We start from the raw sequence: 20,367 nt of genomic DNA, 5'->3' as shown, positions 1-20,367 counted from the left end.
GGGTGTTCCTCTCCGTGCTTCTCAGGTAACTGGGTTCTGTGGAGCGCTGGTCCGGGGCGCCGTGCCGTGCTCAGGCACGCAGCAGGGCGCGCAGCGCTTCGCGTTCGGCGCGGTCGGCCGAGGTGGAGCGCAGGGTGGGCGCCGAGCCGACCAGCAGGCGGGTGTAGTCGTGCCGTGGACGGGTGATGACGTCCCGGGCGGTGCCGACCTCGACCAGTTCGCCCTGGTAGAGGACCGCGACCCGGTCGGCGATCCCGGCGACGGACCCCAGGTCGTGCGAGATGAAGATCAGGGCCACGCCGGCGGCGCGGAGTTCCTTGAGGATCTGCAGGATCTGGACGCGATTCGCCGAGTCCAGCGCGCTGACGGGCTCGTCGAGGATGACCAGCCGCGGCTCGGTGACCAGTGCCCGGGCCACCGCGACCCGCTGTCGCTGGCCTCCGGAGAGCTCGCCCGGCAACCGGTCGAGCAGGTCCTCCGAGAGCCGCACGCGAGCGAGGAACGTCCGGGCCCGGTCGGCCGCCTCCGTCCGCGCGACGTCCTGCACGAGCAGCGGCTCGACCAGCGATTCCTCGACGGTGAGGTCGGGGTCGAGGCTGCGCAGCGGGTCCTGGAAGACGTACTGGACGACACCGCGGCGGCGCAGGCCGCGCCACTGGCGCGGACCGTACGCGCTGACGTCCTCGCCGTCGATGACGATCCGGCCCGCCGAGGCGCGCACCAGGCCGAGCACGGTACGGGCGAAGGTGGACTTGCCCGACCCCGTCTCGCCGATGACCCCGACGGTCTCGCCCGGCGCGACGCTCAGCGAGACACCGTGCAGCGCACGGCGCCGGCGGCGCCGCGTGCCGTAGTGCACATCCAGGCCGGTCACTTCGAGGACGGCGTCCGGGAGGGCGTCGGCGGACGCGCCTCGGGGGAGTGGGGCGGTCATGAGGCCTCCGTCGGCGCGAGGAACTTCTCCAGGCCGTACTGCTCGTGCTCGGCGATGAGCAGGCGGGTGTATTCGTGCCGAGGCCGGTGGAGCACTGCCTCGGTCGGGCCGTGCTCCACGACCTCGCCCTCCCGCATGACGAGCACCTCGTCGCACAACTGGGCGACGACGGCGAGGTCGTGGGAGACGACCACCAGGGCGAGCCCGGCCCGCCGGCGCAGTTCGGCGAGCAGGTCGAGGATCTCGGCCTGCACGGTGACGTCGAGCGCCGTCGTGGCCTCGTCGGCGATGAGGATCCGCGGATCGGCGGCGATCGCCACCGCGATCAGCACCCGCTGGAGCATGCCTCCCGAGAGTTCGTGGGGGTACTGGCCGTAGACCAGCTCGGGGTCGCGCAACCGCACCGCGGCCAGCAGCTCGACGGCACGGCGGCGGGCCTCGCGCCGCTTCAGCGCCTTCTTGACCCGGACCACCTCGGCGATCTGTGCTCCCACCCGGATCGACGGGTTGAGGTAGGACGCGGGGTCCTGGAAGACCGCGCTGATCGTCGCCCCGCGCAGCGCCGTCCACTGCCGCGCGGTCAGGGTCGCGATGTCGGTGCCGCCGATCTCGACCGAGCCGCCGGTGACCTCGAAGTGCGGGGGCAGGATGCCGAGCGCGGCCCGGCAGGTGAGGGTCTTCCCGCTGCCGGACTCGCCGACGATGCCGACGGCCTTGCCGGGGGTGAGTTCGAAGCTCACCCCGTGCACGATCTCGCGGCCGCCGGCCAGGTCGCCGATGCGCATCCCGCGGACGGCGAGGACGGGCACGGCGGCCGCACCGGCCGTACTGGTCGTGTCGGCCGGACCGGCCGCACCGGTCGTGTCGGCCACACCCGTCGCGGCGGTCGTCGTGGGCGCGCCCTCCGTTCCGCTCGCGGCGGCGGGGGTCCTCTCGCGGGCGGCGTCGTGGGACAGGGTCGTCATCGCGCACCTCCGGTGGGAACGGCAGCGGTCTGGTCGAGACGGTTGGCACGGGCCTTGCGGTTGTTGACGAACGCCCGCCCGGCCTCGCCGGAGACGTCCCGGACGGCGTCGGCGAGCAGGTTGGCGGCCCAGACCGTGATCATGATCAGCAGCGCGGGGACGAGGGGCGCCCACGGCTGGTAGCTCAGATAGCCGAGGTCCGAGGCGAGCAGGCCGCCCCAGGTGGGCGCGGGCGGCTGGACCCCGATGCCGAGGAACGTCAGGCTCGACACGATGATGAAGCCGACTCCGACGGTCTGGGCGAGCGCGACGGCGATCGGCGGAAGCACCTTGGCCCACACATGACGCCGTACGATCCAGCCGATCGAGGCACCGGAGATCAGCGCGGCCTCCACGTACTGCGAGCGGGCGACGGTCAGGGTGGCGGCGCGGGCCACCCGGTAGAAGAGCGGGGAGACCAACGCGCCCGTGACGAACATGGCCTGGGTGATGCCGTTGCCCAGCAGCGCGATCACCGCGACCGCGAACAGCAGGAACGGGAGCGCGACCAGGGTGTCGGCCAGGCGGAGGGTGACCCACTCGAAGACCCGGCCCAGACAGACCGAGAGGATGCCCGGCACCGCGCCGACCACCAGCGCCATCAGGGCGACTTCGAGAGAGCCGAGCACGCTGACCCGGGAGCCGTCGAGCAGTCGGCTCAGCACGTCGCGGCCGAGGTAGTCGGTGCCGAGCCAGTGGGCGCCCGACGCCGCCGCGAGCGTGTGGTCGCTGGTGGCGAGGGGGTCCTGCGGGGCGAGCAGTGGTCCGAGGACCGCGAGCAGGGCGATCAGGGTGAGGACCGCGACGGCGATCCGGCCGGACGTGAGGGACAGGACGCGGCGCACCATGGTCATACCCCCCGCTGTGACGCCGGCGTCACACGCGCCAGCACCAGGTTGACGATCAGGTTGAACAGGACGACGAGCACGATCGACACGACCAGCACGCCCTGCACCGCCGGTACGTCACCGGCCTGCGCGGAGTCGTTGGCGAACCTGCCGAAGCCCTGCAGGCCGAAGATCCACTCGGTGACGACGGAGGCGCCGACGAGCGCGGGGAACTTCAGACCGAGCGTGGCGAGCGCCGGCCCGAGGCCGTTCCGCAGCACATGCACGAGGAAGATCCGGCGCGCCCCGAGACCGCGGACCACCGCGCCCGTCACGTAGTTCTCCCGGTAGGCCGCGACGAGACTGCCGCGCAGCTGGCGGGCGACATCCGCGACGACGTCGAAGCTCAGCGCGATCGCCGGGAGGGTGATGTGCGCGAGCCACGGGCCGATGCCCTGCCGTGCCGGGACGTAGCCGGCCGAGGGGAACACATGGAGCCCCACCGCGAAGACCGCGACGAGCACGATGCCGACGACGAAGGCCGGCATCACCGAGACGACGGTGACGAAGCCCGTGATCGCACGGTCCACCCAGGTGGTGCGCCGCAGCGCGGCCACCGTGCCGAGGGTGAAGCCGACGACCACACCGATGACGAGCGCGAACGTCGCGACGGACAGGCTCACTTCGAGGCCCAGGCCGATGAGCGTGGAGATGTCGGCGCCGTTGGTCCAGCTGGCACCGAGCCGTCCGTGCAGGACGCCACTGAACCAGTCCCAGTACTGGACCAGGAAGGGCCGGTCGAGCCCCCACTGGGACTCGACGCGGTGGATCGCCTCGGGAGTCGCCTCTTCGCCCAGTTGGATGCGCGCCGGGCTGAGTCCGCTCAGCGACCGAAGCGCGAACGTCACGAACGTCGCGACCACGAAGACGGGCACGAAGATCGCGACGGACCGGGCGAGGGTGGCCAGGACCCGGCCCAGCGTGTGCCGCGCCCTGGTCACGGCGACCCCGCGACGGCGGGCGGACACGCCCCGCAGCGCTGTCGTCGTCATGGAGTTGCCCCCTCTCTGTGATGGACGGTTGTCAGTTGCCGCTGGAGATGGTCACGCCGGTCCAGTCGATGTGGGCCGGGTTCTTGGGGAGGCCCGAGATCGACTTGCTCTTGGCGATGAGGTTCGGCTGCGAGTAGGTGAAGACGAGGGCCTTGCTCTTCAGCCCCGCGCGCGTCGCCGCCTGCAGCACCGTGGCGTAGTCGGGCGCGTCCAGCGGGGTCTGGCGGACCTTGGCGACGGCGGCCTCGAAACCGGCGGGCTCGTAGGGCGAACTGAGGTTCAGCGGGCCGTTGGGACCGAAATGGGCGGTGAGGGTTTGCAGGGCGGAGTCACGGCCGGTGGTCCCGTACAGCGAGAACGTCAGGTTCTTGGCGAAGAACGGGGTGGCCCAGTTCTTGTCGACCTTGATGGTGACGGTGATGCCGACCTTGGCCAGCTGCGACTGGACGATCTCGGCCTGGGGGTCGTCCGCGGGGATGACCAGGTCGAGTTTGATGGCGCCCGCCTTGTAACCCGCCTCGGAGAGCAGCTTCCTCGACTTCGCCGGGTCGTAGGGGTGATCGGCCTCGGACTTCGGGTCGTAGGCCACGTACCCCTTGGGGAACGGCTGGTCGGTGACCTCGCCGTAGCCGAACGTCAGCTTGTCCACGAACTCCTGACGGTTGATCGCGTACCGGACGGCGTCGACGACCTTGTCGTTGTCGAACGGCGCCTTGTTGATGTTCAGGCTGAGATTCGAGGCGTTGAAGCCCGGCTGGACGAAGACGTCGAGGCCGGCCTTCTTGGCGGCCGACGCCTGACTCGGGTCCAGATCGGCGAAGTTGTAGACGCCGGTCTGAAGGCCCGAGACCACCGTGGAGGCGTCCGGTGCGGAGGTCAGCTCGACGTTGTCGATGTGGATGTTCTTCGCGTCCCAGTAGTCCGGGTTCTTCTTGAGTACCGCCTTGGTGCCGGGGACCAGCTGGGTGACGGTGAACGGACCGGCGCCGACCGGGTTCTGGTCCAGCTTCGCCGGGTTCTTCGCCGCTTTCGGACTGGCGATCTGCAGGACGCGTTCGCCGAGCAGCTGAGGGATCTGGTAGTCGACCTGGGTCAGGTGCAGGACCGCGTCCAGCCCTTCGGCGTCCACCGACTCGATGGAGGTCAGGTCGCCGAAGAGCGCCGAGTTCTTCTGCTTCTGGGCCCGTTCGATCGCAGCCTTGACCGCCGCGGCGTCGACCGGCTGACCGTCGCTGAACTTCAGGCCGGGGCGCAGATGGAAGGTGATCCGGTCTCCCTTCTTGTTGTACTCCCAGCTCTTCGCGAGGTCCGGAACGGCCTTGCCCGTCTCGTCCGTGCGCGTCAACGAGGCGTAGGTCAGGGCAAGTTCGCGGAACTGTGCGCCACTGCCACCGACCACCGGGTCCCAGTGGGTCGGGAAGTAGGACGACGTCCACTTGAGGGTGGCGCCGCCCCCTGCCGCAGCGGAATCACCGCCGCAGGCGCTGAGAGCGGGTGCGGCCAGGGCGACGAGGGCGGTCGCGAGGACGACGGCTCGCCGGCCGCCGGGCCGTCGGGAGGAGGACAGGGCCGGTCCGCGGTGCTGGGTGGTGAGGTGGGCGGGCATCGTTTTCTTCCTGTGGTGGGCCCCGGCCCGGATCGCGGCGGGGCGAGCGGAACGCGAGGGCGGAACGGGGGCAGCGTGGGAGAGGGGGACAGGGAGAGCAGGGGATCGGGCGAGCGACGACAAGGAGAGGGAGCGACAAAGCGACGGAGAGACAAGACGACGGAGCAAGAGGGCGTGGGGACGGAAGGCCAGGAGCACGTGGCGGCTTTCCGTCCGTACGTGCGGTCGGCCGGTACCCGGACGGACACACCGGAGGAAGCGACCGCGCACGCTCGGGGTGCGGGGGCGCTCAGGACAGGGAAGGACCGGGCCCAGGACGGCGGGCCGGACGGATGAGGAGGATGTGCGACACCGCGTGGAGGCGGGAGGCGCTGCGGTGGCGGCGCGGACGCGGGACGGCGGACGCGGCTCGGGCGAGGGGCGGGCGGCCGATGCCGGGAGCGGCGGTCAGGCGCCCGCGGGCCGGGGGCGGCGGAAGGTCAGCGACAGAGTGCGCTGCTGGTGCGCCGCAGGTCCACGTAGCGGCACACCACACCGGGGTGCGTCGTGAGCATGCTGCACATCCTGGGGGCAGCTTCGACCGGCTGTCAATGGACACCAATTGGTGTCTCATTCGGCGGGACAGGTCACTGATCGCAGATCAGAGACCTGCCGACCGGCGGGAGGTGCTCAGCGGGCGGTCGCGGGGTGCACCGCGGCCTCGTCGGGGTGCAGCCACAGGGGGCCGTTGCCGGTGTCGACCCGTACGGCGTGTGCCGGCGGCCACGCCCCCTTCGTGAGCAGCCGCCTCTCGGGGTCGCTGAGGCTCCGGTAGCGCTCCAGCGCCCGCGCGGGGCGGAGCGGCGCGGCGGCTCCCAACAGCCCCGGGCGCAGCGCGTCGACGGCGGCGGCGTACTCCTCGAAGGGCCGCCAGCCGGGCACTGCGCGGCACCCCTCGGGCGACCGGAAGAGCAGGGTGGGCAGCGCGTACCGGCGCCCGCCGTCGGCGGTCTCCTTCGCCGCCCCGGGATGCGGCGACCCGCCTCCCGGCGCCAGCACCTCGGGGACCGGCCGCCGCGCCTCCGCCCGGTCGGCACGCACCTGTCGCAGCACCGCCTCGGACGCGGCATCGGCCGCCAGCCGCTCCGGGGTGAGCCCCGGCGTGCCGCGTGCGGCGGACAGGGCCAGCGCCACGGTGTCCGCCGGTTCCCCCAGGACGAAGACGGACTCCCGCAGCCGGCGCAGCACCCGGTCGGCCACCTCGGCGCCCTGTCGTTCGGCGGCCTTGGCGACCAGGGAGGCGGGCCAGGAACTGGCCGCCACCCGGCTGAGCCGCAGGGCACGCGGAGCCTCGCTGTGCGCGCTGATCTCCTCGACGTAACGCGCGTACCAGGCGGTCTCCGCCGTCGGGTCGGGCGGTGGGTCGTCGTCCTCGTCGAAGAGGATCGCGTACGCCCGGCGCCACCGCACCCGGCCGCCGAGCGCGGCGCGCAACGCGCGGAAGACGGGCTCGGATCCCCAGGCCCAGGGACACAACGGGTCGGTGAACTCGACCACTTCGACCGGCGGCGGCCCCGCAGAGCCGGTCACGCCGCGCCCGTCCGGGCCAGTCCTCCCGGCGCCGCCCCGGACAGCAAGGACCTCAGGGTCACCCCGCCCAGGACCGCGGCCGCGCCCGCTTCGACCTCGCGCCACACGCCCGGCAGTCCCGCCGCCGGACCGGGATAGTCGAGACCGTCCAGCGGAGCGCCGCGCAGGGTGATCAACTCGCCGTCGACCGCACGCGCGACGTCCAGCAAAGTGATCTCCTCAGCGGGTCTGCCGAGCCAGTAACCGCCCTCGCAGCCCCGCTGACTGCGCACCAGACCCGCTCTGCGCAGTTCGCCCACCACGGACTTCAGGAACCGGAACGGGATCTCCTGCGACGAGGCGATCGCCTCGCAGGTGAGGGGGCGGGCGGGTTCACGGGCGAGCTCCAGAAGTGCCCGCATGGCGTAGTCCGCCTTCGCGGAAATATGCATGCGCACATCATGCCCGAGGAGCCCGCCGCGCGAGCGGGCCGAACGGCTTCCGCCCCACATTGCGGCAACATTGCCGCAGGTGAACGGCAATGGACACCTCTTGACATCCATTTCGGGCCCGCTCTAGCGTCCCGGCCATGAGCGAGCCGACGACGACCCCTGGTGAAGGCTTTCACCCTCATCTCCACGACACGGCGGACCGCCCGGCGACATCGCTGCGCACCCGTCTGCACCACATCCGCGCCGACGCCCTGGACGGTGACACCGCGCAGAGCGGTGGCATGCGCAGGTTCGCCGCCGTGAGCGGGAGGAACGTCGGCTCCGAGAAGCTGTGGATGGGCCAGACCCACGTGGCACCCGCCACCGCCTCCTCCGACCACCATCACGGGGAGTCCGAGACCGCCATCTACGTGGTGAGCGGACACCCGGAGTTCGTCTTCCTCGACGACTCGGGGAGCGAGCCGGAGGAGGTACGGCTGCGCACCTCCCCGGGCGACTACATCTTCGTCCCGCCGTTCGTGCCGCACCGGGAGGAGAACCCGGACCCCGACGACGAGGCGGTGGTCGTCATCGCCCGGAGCACCCAGGAGGCGATCGTGGTCAACCTCCCGGGGTTGTACGCGCTTCCGGCCGACGAGGGGTGAACTCCGCGCGGTTCAAAGGCGGTTCGCGGCCTCACTTCATCCGTCGGTGACACGCGCCAGGATCGCGGTGACCTGCTCGCGCACCGACTCGGAGGCCGTGGAGTGCAGCCCGCCGAGGTCGGTGGCGTCCAGCGCGTCGAGCACCCGCGCGGTGTCCGTGTCGCAGTCGACGCTCTCGCAGAGGACGTCGTAGCCGTCCCGGACCGCGACCCGCAGGCGGTGGCGCCCTTCGTCGTCGGCGTGCACGGCGGTGGCGACGACGAGGGGTGGCGGTCCGCCCGCGTCGCCGGCCGCCTTGAGGTAGCCGCTGACCCTGGGTTCACGCCAGTGGAGGGCGAGCAGGAGGTGGCGCTTGGCGATCACCTCGGCGAGGTCGGTCTCGTAGACCCGGTCCGGTTCCAGCACCGTGGCACCGGCGTCCAGGACGAGCGCCGCGGGCAGCAGACAGCGCAGGGTGCTGCCGACGAGGTTGCCGCCGACCGTGGCCGTCCGGCGGACCGCCCCGGTCCCGACCGAACCCGCTGCCCGCCGCAGCACCTCGGGCACACGGTCGTCGACGCGGTTCAGCACCACGGCGGAGCCCAGTGATCCCGACCCGATCGCGTTGGCCTCCGGCAAGTCGCGCAAGGACATGGCCCGTTCGGGGAACCCGTCCCGCTGCCAGGTCGCCCAGACCAGTGTCGCGCCGCCTATCGGCTCCGCCCCCTCGGCCATGCACTCCTGTGCTTCGGACACGGACGTGGGCAGACGCAGCAGCATGGCAGCCGACCCTGCTTTCCTGGGAGTTGGCGACGGTGGAACGCGACGGCTCAGCCGCTCGAGCGCCGGCACTTGCGCATTCTCCCCACGGACGCGGGGGCGCATGCAGGGCTCATCGTTTCACCTCTCGCGCTCCTCGCGCGCAGGAATTCGGCAGTCCTGTCCGCCCTTCGGGACGGCCGGTGCAGGGTGCCGCACGCGGCGGCCGCGTGCGGCACGGGCGGAGGCCGGAGCCGCCTCACCCTCTGCGGCTCCGGCCTCCGGGTCTTTCCCTGCGGAAGTGTCCTGGGTCCTCGTTCCCCGTCGGACCCGCGGGCGGGTGATCCTGTTCCCGCCGGTCCCGGCCGGGTCCTGGTTCCCTTCGTTCCCGCTGACGCGTCCTGTCCGTTCCGTGGACGGTTGCCGCGGGTAGGCACGGCTACGGGTGCAGCACGACCTTCGTGTAGCCCTCGATCCGCTTGTCGAACTTGTCGTACGCCGAGGGCGCCTGGTCCAGGGGCATCTCATGGGAGACGACGAAGCTCGGCTTCGCCCGGCCCTCGATGATCATGTCGCGCAGGAAGCGGTTGTAGCGCTTGACGTTGCACTGACCGGTCCCGATCCTCAGGCCCTTCTCGAAGAGCTTGCCGATCGCCACGAGGAGCATGCCGTGCTTGGCCTGCTCGTCCGGTCCACCCGGGTCGGAGGGGACGTAGAGCCCGGGCACACCGACCGCGCCGGTCGCCCGGACCGTCCCCACGAGCGAGTTGAGGACCGTCGCCGGCTCCTCGCGTTCCGTGCCGTGCGCCGTGGCCTGGTAACCGACGGCGTCCACGCCCTTGTCCGTGCCGATGCCGTCGGTCCGGTCCTTGATCTGCTCGACCGGGTCGCCCTCGGCGAAGTTGATCGGTACCGCGCCTATCTCCTCGGCCTTCTGCAGGCGTTCGGCGATGCGGTCCACGACGAACACCTTCTTCGCGCCGCGTATCAGCGCCGAGTAGGCGGCCATGAGTCCGACCGGTCCGCCGCCGTACACCGCGACGCTCTCGCCGGGCCGGACCTGTGCGAGTTCGCAACCGTGGTAGCCGGTGGGGAAGATGTCGGCGAGCAGGATGAAGTCGTTCTCGTGTTCCTGTCCTGGCGGGAGTTTCAGGCAGTTGAAGTCGGCGTAGGGGACGCGGAGGTAATCGGCCTGGCCGCCCTTGTACGGTCCCATGGCGACATAGCCGTAAGCACCGCCCGCGAAGCCGGGATTGACGGTGAGACAGTACCCCGTGAATCCCTCGACGCAGTTGGTGCAGAAACCGCAGGCGACGTTGAAGGGCATGACCACGCGGTCGCCCTTCTTGAGCGCGGTGACGCCCTGGCCGGTCTCCTCGATGATTCCCATGTTCTCGTGGCCGAAGACGATTCCGGGCTCGGCGGCGGTGCGACCCTCGTACATGTGCAGGTCCGAACCGCAGATCGCGGTGGAGGTGATGCGTACGATCGCGTCGTTGGGGTGCTGGATGCTGGGCCTTTCAACCTCTTCGACCGCCACGGTGAACGGTCCCTTGTACACAACGGCCTTCATGGCTGGTACCTCCGTAGGGAAATACGCGTCCGGATGTCACCCCCGCCGCATTCATCGCGTGACCCATCTCTCATGATTGTCCGGTCTGCCCGATCGGACAAGCCGGTAATGTCGGCACGAATGGCATTCCGGTGCCGCGACGAGAGAATGGAAAGGGAGAGCGAAAGGTGTCAGCACAGCGACTCGGAACCCTGCTTGTCCCCGTACCGGGACTGTCCGGCACCACGTACCCGCCCGGGACGACCGTCACTGTCCGCGGTCGCGGCGCCACGGTCGACGCGTTCGTGAACGGTGACTGGCTCCCCCTGTCGTGGTGGGAGTTCTCCGACGGCCTCCGCGAGGACATCGCCGACCGCTGACAGCGCCACGCCGCCCCTCCCCTCCCCTCCCGCCCCTCCCGTCTCGTCGACGGCCGGTCCGCGCGCGGGCCCACCGGGCCCACCGGGCCCGCCGGACCGGCCGTGGCGTGCGTACGGCCGGAGTGCCGGTGACCGGCGTTCGCGAGAGGGCCACCGAAGAGCTTCGGCGACGATCCGTGCACGGGTGAGGACTCGGCGTGACCGGTACGGGTCCGGAAAGGCCGGTGACCGGCGCCTTCGCCGTTGACGCCCCGGACGTCGCCGGACCGGCCCCGCCGATCGGCCGTGCCACCCGGACACCAGGAGCCCGTGGCCCGCCCCCCTGGGCGGACCACGGGCCTGTGGTCAGGTGCTCAGCGTTCCCGGTGGTCGGTCAGGGGAACTGGGTGATCTTCGACGGAACGGTGTCCGTGCCCGAGGTGGGTGAGCCCGTGTTGTTGACGACATGGGCGTACTGCCCCTTGCCGCCGAGCGAGATCACCAGGATGTCGTGCATCTTGATGCCCGTCTTGACGGGGACCTGGAACCCGTGTTGCTGGACGATCGTCGGATCGGACGTGAAGTTGCAGTAACTGCCGAGACCCCACGCTTCGTGGACGTTGACACTGTCGGCGACCTTGTAGGCGGCGTAGCCGACGATGCCGTCATGGGTGATGGCGGCCGCGTTCGGCACGTCGTAGGCCTTCTCGTTCTGGAAGAAGATCGTCCGGCCGCGTTCGCCGTTCCAGAGCACGTCGTACTTGTTGAAGTGCTCCACGAACAGACCGGTGGTGAGGACGTCGTCGCCGTTCACCACCAGACCGTAGTCGGCGCGGTTCGTCTCCCAGCCGACGCCGGTGCCGTGGTCGGCGCGCCAGATCCAGGTGTGGTCGACGATGGCGTCGTCGCTGTTGACCACCACGGAGTTGGTGGCCAGGCCGGGTCCGGCGCCGCCGATACGGACGAACACGTCCTGCATGGTGGTGGGGTTGGCGGCGTGGTCGGCCGAGCTGCCCGCCGGGCCGATCTGCAGCAGGGTGTCGGACTTGGCGGAGCCCGCGTCGATGAGGAAACCGGCGAGCCGGACACCGTCGACATCGGCGACGTGCATGGCGTCGACGCCGTTGTCGGGAACGATGGTGGCCAGCCCCAGCCCGAGCACGACGGTGTTGGCGCGGTTCACGTTGATGGTCTGGTCGAGGTGGTACACGCCCGGGGTGAAGAGGAGGTTGAGTCCCTGGGCGAGTGCGGCGTTGATGGTCGCCGCGGTCGCGCCGGGCTTGACGACGTAGAACTGGTCCAGCGACAGCGAGGTGCCGCCGGCGTTGGCGGGCCAGGACACACCGCGGGCGTTGGTCCGCTTCCCGGGCACGAACACCTTGTAGGTGCTGCCGTCCAGGTACAGGAACGGCTTCTCGCGGGAGACGGGAGTGTTGTCCAGGGTGGTGTACGGGCCGCTGTCGAAGTTGGTCGCGGGTGCGCCCTGCACTCCGGAGAACGTCATGTTCCACACGCCGTTGGTCCAGCCGCCGACCGAGCTGTCACGGGTGTACCACTGCTGCTGCGAGTACGGGCCGACCGTGCCGTCGATCTTCGAGTCGGCGATGTAGCCGCCGGACGCCCAGCCGTAGCCGTTCGGGGCGAGGTTGAGACCGCCCTGGACGTGGATCCGGCGGAACGGCGCGGCCTGGGCGACGGCCCAGCGGTCCGTGCCGTTGACGGGCCGGATGGCGAGGTTCTCCGCCGAACGCCAGAAGTTCTGGGTGGCGTTGCCGTTGAACCAGCCGGCGTCCACGGTGATGTCACCGTTGATCTGCGTGTCGTCGGGGTTGAGCCCGAGCCCGGAGATCGAGGTGTAGAAGCCGAGTTGGGCGTTGATGCCGTTGTAGGTGCCCGGCTTCAGCAGGAACTGGTAGCGGCCGGAACCGAACTGGCTGGACTCCTGCTGGGCGAAGACCTGGTCGAACTTGGCCTGGAGGTTGGGGGTGCTGGGGTCCACCACGATGACGTTGGGACCGAGGTCCCCGCCGCCCTCGACCGGCGGAGTGCCGGTGGAGCCGGTGTGGACGGCGACCTCCCAGAGCGAGTAGCCGTAACCGGTCCCGCGGGCCGTTCCGTTGATCCGGACGTAGCGGCCCGAGCCGGAGACGGCGTACGAGGCCGTGCCGCCGGTCCCGTCGGTGACGGACTTCAGCGTCGTCCAGTCCTGGCCGTTGGCCGAGGCCTGGATCGTGAACGCCTTGCCGTAGGCGGCCTCCCAGTTGAGGTCGACCTTGCAGATGTCCTGGACCGAGCCCAGGTCGACCTGGACCCACTGCGGGTCGGACGCCTGGCTCGACCAGCGGGTCGCGGTGTTGTCGTCGAAGGCGCTCGACGCCGGGGTGCCCGCGTTCTCGGTGGACGACGCGGTGGCCGGCCTGCCCTTGGCGGCGTTGGCGGTGTTGCAGTTCCCGCTCGGGGGAGTGCCGGTGTCGCTGGTGCCGAAGACCTGGAACTCCCAGAGCGAGTAGCCGTACTGGGTGCCCCGGGCGACGCCGCTCATCCGGACGTAGCGGCCGTGGCCGGTCACGTCGAGGGTGTCGGTGCCGCCGTCCCCGCCGGTGACGGACTTGACGTCGGTCCAGGAACTCCCGTTGTCCGAGACCTGGATCTTGTAGTCCTTGCCGTACGCGGTCTCCCAGTTGAGGACGACCTTGCTCAGCGTCGCGGCCGTCCCGAGGTCGACCTGCAGCCACTGGGCGTCGGTGGCGGCCGAGGACCAGCGGGTGGCGGTGTTGCCGTCGACGGCGTAGGCGGCGGGTGTGCCGGCGTTCTCGTCGGAGGAGGAGGTGGTCGTCCGGCCTTGGGAGAGGGGGGTCTCCGCCGCGACGGCGGGCGAATGGGCGGGGAGGGTGATGAGCGCCGCCGCTGCGGCGAGCGCGATCCCCAAGGATCTGAGTCTCATGCGTTCACTCCGTTCGAAGGAGGGGACGGGCCGTGCGGGCCTCCCGAGGCCGCGCACGATCCGTGACGGGGCACGCCAGGGTGACCTCCGTGCCGAGATCCGTACTGCGGCCGAAGGGACCCGGAGGAGACGAAATGGCTTACAGGGCTGCTTAGTTCAGGCTTTGATTTAAGTCATGAGGCAATGCCTGGGCAACCCCTTGGACGCGTCTTCTTCACAGACTCCGACGGCACGCGAGGCGCCCGTGGGCCGGTCCGCACCGGGTGAGCTGCCCGGACGCGCCCGGCGTGGCCCGAAAGCGGGCGGGGCCGCGGCCGGAGGTTGGAGGCGATGGCGACGCGCCGGAAGGCGCACACCGCCCCGGGCCCGGACCCCGTCGTGACAGAGGGTGCGGGAAGACGCCCCCCGGCACCGTCCCGCGGGTGCAGAAGATGAACACAAGCGGGGGAGCGGGCGGTTGCCCGCCCCGTCACTTTCCGCGCGGACCGTTCGCCGCCGCTTCGCGGAGGGCCAGCCACACCCGGTCGCGGGTGCGGGAGTTCGGTGAAGCGGACCCCCGCCGCGTCCCGCAGCGCGCCGGCGACGGCGGGCGCGACCGGGTTGAAGGGGGCTCTCGCTCATCGACTTGGCCCCCAGGGGCCGAGGGCGTACGAGGACTTGGCCTTCCCCGCGACCACGGTACCGGTGGAGGCGAAGGCGCCCGTGTCATGACCTACGACATCGGTGTCCGCGAGCCCCACCCCGTCGATCACCCGGTTGCCCGACCCGTCCCGGCCCATGGGCAGCCGGCCCCGTCGGCCGGCGCACCGTCTCCGGACTCACCCTCAGCAGGCGCGCGGCCTGGCCGATGCTGCACGTCGGCACCCCGGAACCCTCACGCCGCCGGAGAGGGCACCGACCGACCGCCGGACGCGGCCCGGCGGAGCGGGTAGGGCCGGGTGAACGGCGCGGCGGGGAGAGCGACACCCGTGCGGTGGGCGGCGAAACCGGCGCGGTGTGACGTGAGGTCGGCGCGGCGGAGCAGGGAGGCGGCGCGGCTGACGGGGTGGGAAGCGCGTGGCGGGCGGGTCCCGTCAGGCCGTTTCCGCGTAGCGCGAGCCCGCGAAGTACCGGGCCGTGGGCTCCACCGCGTCGCCGTCGCGCAGTCGGCGCAACTCGACCAGGGTGTAGACCTGATGGCCGTCGGTGATGTCGTGGGGCAGATCGAAGCCGTGCCCGGGGACCGGCCACAGCAGCAGCCACGGATGCTTCTCCACCGCGCCCGGCCTGCGGCCGACGGCGACAGCCACCGCCTGGTCCCAGCGGATCATCACCTCGGGCGCGGCGAAATTCTGTACGGCGATGCCGTCCGTCCCGATCCGCACGCGCAACGGCCGCCGCCACTCGCGGAACGAGCCCACACTCAGGGACCATCCCAGCACCGCGCCCAACGGCCCGAACGCGGACAGGGGTTCGGGCCCCCACGGGAGACCGCCGGTGAACAGCGACATCGTCGCGGTCGTCCCCGCCACCGCGAGGGCGAGCGTGAGCACCAGCCGGAGGCCGGAGTTGCGCCGTGCGGTGAAGGTGCGCGCCGCGCCGGCGGGGGCCTTCGCGGCCCGCAGAGTCCCGGCCGTGTCGGTCAGCGGCCCGAAGCCGGGGCCCTGCAACGTCACGGGCCCGGGTGCCGCCGCCCGGCGCAGCCCGTGCGGGGCTCCTTCGAGACGCGGACCCGCGTACCGGGTCAGGGCCTTGATCAACTCGTCGGTTCCCTGGTCGAGTTCGGCGGAGTCGGCCACGTCCTGGACACGGCGGCCGTTCCTGACGGACACGCGCGGACCGGGCAGTTGAGCCCCCTCGACGGGAAAGACGTGCAGATGCGGGGGCGCCGGGGCGGTGGTGTGGTCGTCGCTGTCCACCTGGCCCGCCGGTGCGTAGTACAGGGCCACGCCCTCGATCTGCCCCCAGCCGAGCCCTCCTTCGGCCAGCGCGACGCCGTGCTCGTCGATGCGCAGACCGAACGGACGATCCGCGCGGCGCAGGTCCCGGATCCCCGCGAGGACGCCGAGGGCCGCCAGCGCGGCGAGGATGCAGGCCGACTCGCGGCCCTGTCCGTCCGCCGGCACCGCCCAGACGATCGCCCCCGCCTCGACGGCGAGACCCCACCCCGTCCAGCGCCTGCCGCTCGCCCGCAGCCGCCCGCTTCTCGTGAACTCCATCGCTCCGCCCCCTCGCCGCCCTCGCGGCCCTCGGTGTCCCCTCCGCCGCGTTGCGCCGGACACCGTCCGGCCGCGCGCGGTTGCGCCTGCTCTGCCCTCAAGGACGCCGCCGTACGCCCCGCGGGAGGGAACGAGGGATGAACAGACGGCGACCGTCCGGTCCGGTGCCGGTTTCCCGCCGGCCCGGTGCCGCCGGAGGGCGCCGGGATCGTTTCGCCGTCGGGTGCCCCTGGCCGGGCGCGGGAGGCTCCGTGCGCCGACGCGGGCGTGCTCGTCCGCCGACGCAGGTGACGATCGGGGTAAGGGTGTTCAATGGGAGGGCGGGGGTCGGACGTTCTCTCCCTCAGCGGGCTCGGCGCCATCCGCGGGCCCGGCGGGAAGGTGCCTCATGACGAGCCTGACACGCGGACTGATGTACGGTGCCGCAGCCGGTGCCGCGGGCACCACGGCGCTCGACACGGTGAGTTACTGCGACATCGCGCTGCGCGGCCGCCCCGCCAGTTCCACCCCGGAGGTGACGGTGCGCAGGCTCTCGCAGCGGCTGCACGTCCCGATCCCGGGGGAGGGGGACAAGCAGGACAACCGGGTGGCCGGCCTCGGCCCGCTGACCGGTTACGCCGCCGGGCTCGGCATGGGTGCGGTCCTCGGGGCCGCCCGGGCCGCCGGATGGTGTCCCGGGCGACCGGCCCACTACGCGGTGGCCGCCGCCGGAGCCCTCGTCGGTACCAACGGGCCCATGACGGTGCTGCGGGTCACCGACCCCCGTACCTGGTCAGCCGTCGACTGGGTCTCCGACATCGTCCCGCACCTCGCCTACGCCGTGGTGACCGTGGCGGTCCTGGAACGGATGATGCCCGCCGGCCGACGCCGGGGTGTCTGAGGGGCCTCGCGGCCGTATCGCGGCGTCCAGCGTCCGGCGTTCAGCGGGCAGGAAGCCGTACGGGGGCGCGACGCACGTGAGCCCGCGCGATGCGCGGGGTGCTGTCCAGCCCCCGGCCCGGGTGTGGTTCGGACCGGCGCGCCTTCCCGGGCGCGCCGTCCTGTCCGGCCGGGAGGACTCAGTCCTCCTGGCCGGTCGTCCGGCTCGGCGAGATCGTCACCTTGAGGCTCTTCATCAGCGGCTGGTCACTCTGCACGCTGTAGTCGCACGCCGCGATCAGGGCGTTCATCTCCGGCATGTAACCGGCCGCGCAGCTCCGGGGCACGTCGTAGGGCAGGGCGTGGTACTGGCGGAGCGTGCGCCGGGTACCGTCCTTGGCTGTCGCGGTGATGTCGACGAGACTGCCGTCCTTGATGTGCCGGGCGCGCATGTCGGCCCGGTTCATGAAGACCAGCGTGCGCAGGTTCTTGATGCCGCGGTAGCGGTCGTCGTCGGAGTAGATCGTCGTGTTCCACTGGTCGTGGGAGCGCATGGTCTGCAGGATCAGGGTGCCGTCCTCGGGGACGACGTCCGGCAGCGGTGCCGCCGAGAACTCCGCGCGTCCGGTGGGGGTGAGGAAGACGAGTTCGCGGGCGGGCTGCCGGATGCGGAAGCCCAGCGGGAGCCGGACCCGGCGGTTGAAGTCCTCGAATCCGTCCAGCACTTGGGCCATGGTGTCGCGAATACGGTCGTAGTCCTCGATGTAGTGCTCCCACGGGGTGCTGCTGTCGGGGAGGGTCGCGCGGGCCATGCCGGCGATGATGGCCGGTTCGGACAACAGGTCGCGCGAGGCGGGCCGCTTCATGCCCAGCGAGAGGTGCACCATGCTCATCGAGTCCTCGACCGAGGTGGCCTGCACACCGTGGCGCTGGTGGTCCTTCTCGGTGCGGCCCAGACAGGGCAGGATGAGGGCCTTCTTCCCGTGGACGAGATGGCTGCGGTTGAGTTTGGTGCTGACGTGCACGGTGAGTTCACAGCGCGCGAGGCCCTCGGCGGTGTAGGGGGTGTCCGGCGCGGCCAGGGCGAAGTTGCCTCCCATGCCGACGAACACCTTCACCTTTCCTTCGTGCATGGCCGCGACCGTCGCGACCGTGTCCATACCGTGCGGACGCGGTGATTCGATCCCGCAGACGTCGTCGAGGCGCCGGAGGAACGCCTCGGTGGGCCGGTGGTCGATCCCGCACGTGCGGTTGCCCTGGACGTTGCTGTGGCCGCGCACGGGGGAGGGGCCGGCACCTTCCCGGCCCAGATTGCCCCTCAGCAGCAGGAGGTTGACGATCTCGCGGATGGTGTCGACGCCGTGTTCGTGCTGCGAGACGCCCAGGCACCAGCTGATCAGGGTGCGGTCGGAGCGCGAGTAGATGTCCGCGGCCTTCAGGATCTCGGCCCGGGTCAGCCCCGACTGGAGTTCCAGCTCCTTCCACGGCGTGGCCTCGCAGACGGCTCGGTACGCGTCGAAGCCATGCGTGTGACGGTCGATGAACTCACGGTCCAGGGCCTTGGGATCGTGCTCCGACTCCTCCAGCACGGCCTTGGCGATGCCACGCATCAGCGCCATGTCGCCGCCCGCGCGGACCTGGAGGTTGAGCGTGCTCGTCCGTGTGGACTTGAACAGGGCCATGTCCGTGATGTCGTGCGGCACGATCGTGCGCGTGGCGGCCGCCTCCACCAGCGGGTTGATGTGGACGATCTGCGCACCGCGCCGATAGGCCTCGGCCAGCGCGGTCAGCATGCGGGGGGCGTTCGAGGCCGCGTTGACCCCCATGATGAACAGGGCGTCGGCGGTCTCCCAGTCCTTGAGGTCGGCGGTGCCCTTTCCGGTGCCGAGGGCGGCCTGCAGAGCGCGCCCGGAGGCCTCGTGGCACATGTTCGAGCAGTCGGGGAGATTGTTGGTGCCGAATTCGCGTGCCATGAGCTGGTACAGGAACGTGGCCTCGTTGCCCAGGCGGCCGGAGGTGTAGAAGGCCGCCTGGTTCGGGCTGTCCAGGGCCCGCAGCTCGGCGCCGATCAGGTCGAAGGCCTCCTGCCAGTCGATCGGCAGGTACCGGTCGGAGGCGGCGTCGTAGGCGAGGGGCTCGGTGAGGCGTCCCTGGTCCTCCAGCGCGAAGTCCGTCCAGGTGGAGAGCTCGGAGACGGTGTGGGCCGCGAAGAAGTCCGCGCCGACCCGCTTCGGGGTCATCTCCCAGGTGACGTGCTTGATGCCGTTCTCGCAGATGTCGAGCTTGAGCCCCTTGGTGTCGTCGGGCCAGGCGCAGCCCGGGCAGTCGAAGCCGGTGTTCTCGTGGTTCATCCTGAAGATCGCGCGCGGCCCGTCGACCAGCGCTCGTTCCTTCAGGAGGACGTGGGTGACGCTCTTGGCGGCGCCCCATCCGGCCGCGGGATGGTGGTAGTGCACCTGCGACGGCTTCTTGTCCGTGGTCGGGCCCATGCCGCCGTCCGGCGTCCGGGGTGGTTCCGCGTGTTCGGCAGGCGCCGACTCGTTCACATCCGAGGCAGTCATATCCATCACCCTGCGATAGGTGGAACAGAGGAAAGGGGGAAAGGGGGAAGGGGCTTCATTTCACATCGGCGTCAGGAGGCTTCAGGCGACTTCAGAGGGCTTCACAAGCTCAGACATTTCATGCTATGGGGGTATCGTCTGATTGTCCTGCCTGACCAGGCGCGACGGTCTCCCGATCCGGCGGGCCCGGCTCCGCCGGGTCACGCGTCGGGGACGGGCCCGTCGCCGGGTGCCGGCCGACGCCGTACCACCGTCACCGCGAGGGCCGCGGTCACCAGCACGGCGGGAACCCCCGGTGCGACGAGCGGGGCCCAGCGCACCGCGGCGCCGCCCGCCGCGGCGCCGACCGGGAGCGACAGGATGACCAGCCCGTTGTGCCGCTGCAGCTTCCTCTCCACCGTCGCCTGTGCGACGAGTCCCGTCAGCGCACCCGTGATGTACGCGGTCGTCACACTGCTGCCGGCCACCACACGGACGCTGCCGCTCTGGCAGCCCATCGCCCCGGCTCCCACCGCGAGCAGCGCCGCACGGGCCGTCGTCCCGGGCGCGCCGTCCAGGACCAGCCAGACGGCGAACAGCGCCCACAGCAGCGCGCTCTCCGCGAGCAGGGCGCCCGTCACCCCGGTGAGCGGTGCCGGGCCCGTCGCGGCCGTGAGCCAGCTCCCCGCGACGGCACCCACCAGGTACGCAGCGATGGCGAGTGCCGCGAGGTTGGCCAGCGACAGGTGTCCGTTGCCCAGCGCCAGTCCCAGCAAAGCGGAATTCGCCGTCATGACGCTCGTGAACACCCCGCCCAGCGTGAGGAAGCTGACGGCGTTGACGGCACCACTGGCCAGCGTCAGCAGGAACTGGGCCGTCCGCGCGTGGCCTGACCATCCCCGTCCACCGGGGCCGCCCGGTCTCAGCGCCATGGCGGTGGGAGTCCTCCACGGCCCCGGCCGGCAGCCGGCCCCGACGCGAGCCCTGTCGACAACGGGCGCGGGCGAGGAGAAGCGGGGTCGAGTGGTCCCCCGCCGTCCAGGTCCATGCCCCTCGCCCGCCCTCCTCGGATGGTGCCGCGTCGTCACAGAGCCGATGCGATCAATCTAGG

The 20,367-nt window shown here is 71.2% G+C and carries 17 protein-coding genes; 3 read left to right on the top strand and 14 right to left on the bottom strand.

What is annotated here, in order from left to right:
• Window positions 1-70: 70 nt before the first annotated feature.
• The 7 genes from OG776_RS03385 to OG776_RS03355 all read right to left on the bottom strand — a co-directional run bounded on the left by OG776_RS03385 (window position 71) and on the right by OG776_RS03355 (window position 7,423).
• Window positions 71-934, bottom strand: coding sequence for an ABC transporter ATP-binding protein (locus OG776_RS03385; protein WP_329318769.1), 864 nt, complete (start codon window positions 932-934; stop codon window positions 71-73).
• Entirely contained in the window at window positions 931-1,899 is a 969-nt protein-coding gene (locus OG776_RS03380; RefSeq protein WP_148011240.1) for an ABC transporter ATP-binding protein, read from the bottom strand. Before OG776_RS03380 ends, OG776_RS03385 begins: the two co-directional genes overlap by 4 nt.
• Window positions 1,896-2,786 carry an ABC transporter permease gene (locus tag OG776_RS03375; protein ID WP_329323637.1) on the bottom strand — a complete coding sequence of 297 codons (891 nt, stop codon included), beginning with the start codon at window positions 2,784-2,786 and terminating at the stop codon, window positions 1,896-1,898. The genes OG776_RS03380 and OG776_RS03375 overlap by 4 nt, the downstream gene beginning before the upstream one ends.
• Window positions 2,787-2,788: 2 nt before the next feature.
• Window positions 2,789-3,817: an ABC transporter permease gene (locus OG776_RS03370; protein WP_148011239.1), complete on the bottom strand. Its 1,029-nt coding sequence runs from the start codon at window positions 3,815-3,817 to the stop codon at window positions 2,789-2,791.
• A 31-nt stretch (window positions 3,818-3,848) separates the two neighbouring features.
• The gene (locus tag OG776_RS03365) at window positions 3,849-5,423 is read right to left on the bottom strand and encodes an ABC transporter substrate-binding protein (protein WP_329318765.1); all 1,575 of its coding nucleotides are present in this window, start codon (window positions 5,421-5,423) and stop codon (window positions 3,849-3,851) included.
• A 669-nt stretch (window positions 5,424-6,092) separates the two neighbouring features.
• Window positions 6,093-6,992 (bottom strand): DsbA family oxidoreductase, encoded by a 900-nt coding sequence (locus OG776_RS03360; protein ID WP_329318763.1) that lies wholly within the window; start codon window positions 6,990-6,992, stop codon window positions 6,093-6,095.
• Entirely contained in the window at window positions 6,989-7,423 is a 435-nt protein-coding gene (locus OG776_RS03355; protein ID WP_329318761.1) for an RrF2 family transcriptional regulator, read from the bottom strand. Before OG776_RS03355 ends, OG776_RS03360 begins: the two co-directional genes overlap by 4 nt.
• Before the next feature lie 137 nt (window positions 7,424-7,560).
• On the opposite strand from OG776_RS03355, the gene OG776_RS03350 reads away from it, so the two are divergent.
• Window positions 7,561-8,067 carry a cupin domain-containing protein gene (locus OG776_RS03350; RefSeq protein WP_329318760.1) on the top strand — a complete coding sequence of 169 codons (507 nt, stop codon included), beginning with the start codon at window positions 7,561-7,563 and terminating at the stop codon, window positions 8,065-8,067.
• A gap of 36 nt (window positions 8,068-8,103) precedes the next feature.
• Here the strand turns inward: OG776_RS03350 and OG776_RS03345 are convergent, their stop codons facing one another.
• Together OG776_RS03345 and OG776_RS03340 are read right to left on the bottom strand one after the other, a co-directional pair.
• Window positions 8,104-8,826, bottom strand: coding sequence for an FAD binding domain-containing protein (locus tag OG776_RS03345; RefSeq protein WP_148011236.1), 723 nt, complete (start codon window positions 8,824-8,826; stop codon window positions 8,104-8,106).
• A 418-nt stretch (window positions 8,827-9,244) separates the two neighbouring features.
• Window positions 9,245-10,378, bottom strand: a complete 1,134-nt coding sequence (locus tag OG776_RS03340) for a glutathione-independent formaldehyde dehydrogenase (RefSeq protein ID WP_148011235.1) — start codon at window positions 10,376-10,378, stop codon at window positions 9,245-9,247.
• Window positions 10,379-10,545: 167 nt separating this feature from the next.
• Here OG776_RS03340 and OG776_RS03335 point away from each other — a divergent pair, with 167 nt between their 5' ends.
• Window positions 10,546-10,737 carry a hypothetical protein gene (locus OG776_RS03335; protein ID WP_030190387.1) on the top strand — a complete coding sequence of 64 codons (192 nt, stop codon included), beginning with the start codon at window positions 10,546-10,548 and terminating at the stop codon, window positions 10,735-10,737.
• A 373-nt stretch (window positions 10,738-11,110) separates the two neighbouring features.
• On the opposite strand, the gene OG776_RS03330 is transcribed toward OG776_RS03335, so the two are convergent.
• The 3 genes from OG776_RS03330 to OG776_RS03320 all read right to left on the bottom strand — a co-directional run bounded on the left by OG776_RS03330 (window position 11,111) and on the right by OG776_RS03320 (window position 15,858).
• Window positions 11,111-13,660 (bottom strand): discoidin domain-containing protein, encoded by a 2,550-nt coding sequence (locus OG776_RS03330; protein WP_329318756.1) that lies wholly within the window; start codon window positions 13,658-13,660, stop codon window positions 11,111-11,113.
• 617 nt (window positions 13,661-14,277) lie between these two features.
• Window positions 14,278-14,439 carry a hypothetical protein gene (locus OG776_RS03325; RefSeq protein WP_187286042.1) on the bottom strand — a complete coding sequence of 54 codons (162 nt, stop codon included), beginning with the start codon at window positions 14,437-14,439 and terminating at the stop codon, window positions 14,278-14,280.
• Window positions 14,440-14,733: 294 nt separating this feature from the next.
• Window positions 14,734-15,858 (bottom strand): hypothetical protein, encoded by a 1,125-nt coding sequence (locus OG776_RS03320; RefSeq protein ID WP_329318753.1) that lies wholly within the window; start codon window positions 15,856-15,858, stop codon window positions 14,734-14,736.
• A 388-nt stretch (window positions 15,859-16,246) separates the two neighbouring features.
• On the opposite strand from OG776_RS03320, the gene OG776_RS03315 reads away from it, so the two are divergent.
• Window positions 16,247-16,738, top strand: coding sequence for a hypothetical protein (locus OG776_RS03315; RefSeq protein ID WP_148012489.1), 492 nt, complete (start codon window positions 16,247-16,249; stop codon window positions 16,736-16,738).
• A 178-nt stretch (window positions 16,739-16,916) separates the two neighbouring features.
• On the opposite strand, the gene OG776_RS03310 is transcribed toward OG776_RS03315, so the two are convergent.
• Window positions 16,917-19,277: an FdhF/YdeP family oxidoreductase gene (locus tag OG776_RS03310; RefSeq protein WP_329318751.1), complete on the bottom strand. Its 2,361-nt coding sequence runs from the start codon at window positions 19,275-19,277 to the stop codon at window positions 16,917-16,919.
• 200 nt (window positions 19,278-19,477) lie between these two features.
• Window positions 19,478-20,188 (bottom strand): DUF1275 family protein, encoded by a 711-nt coding sequence (locus OG776_RS03305; protein WP_148012487.1) that lies wholly within the window; start codon window positions 20,186-20,188, stop codon window positions 19,478-19,480.
• Between the last annotated feature and the right edge of the window lie 179 nt (window positions 20,189-20,367).

The organism is Streptomyces sp. NBC_01689, from assembly GCF_036250675.1.
GTDB lineage: Bacteria > Actinomycetota > Actinomycetes > Streptomycetales > Streptomycetaceae > Streptomyces.
The sequence above is the reverse complement of the archived record's forward strand: the minus strand, read 5'-3'. Positions and strand labels throughout refer to the sequence as shown.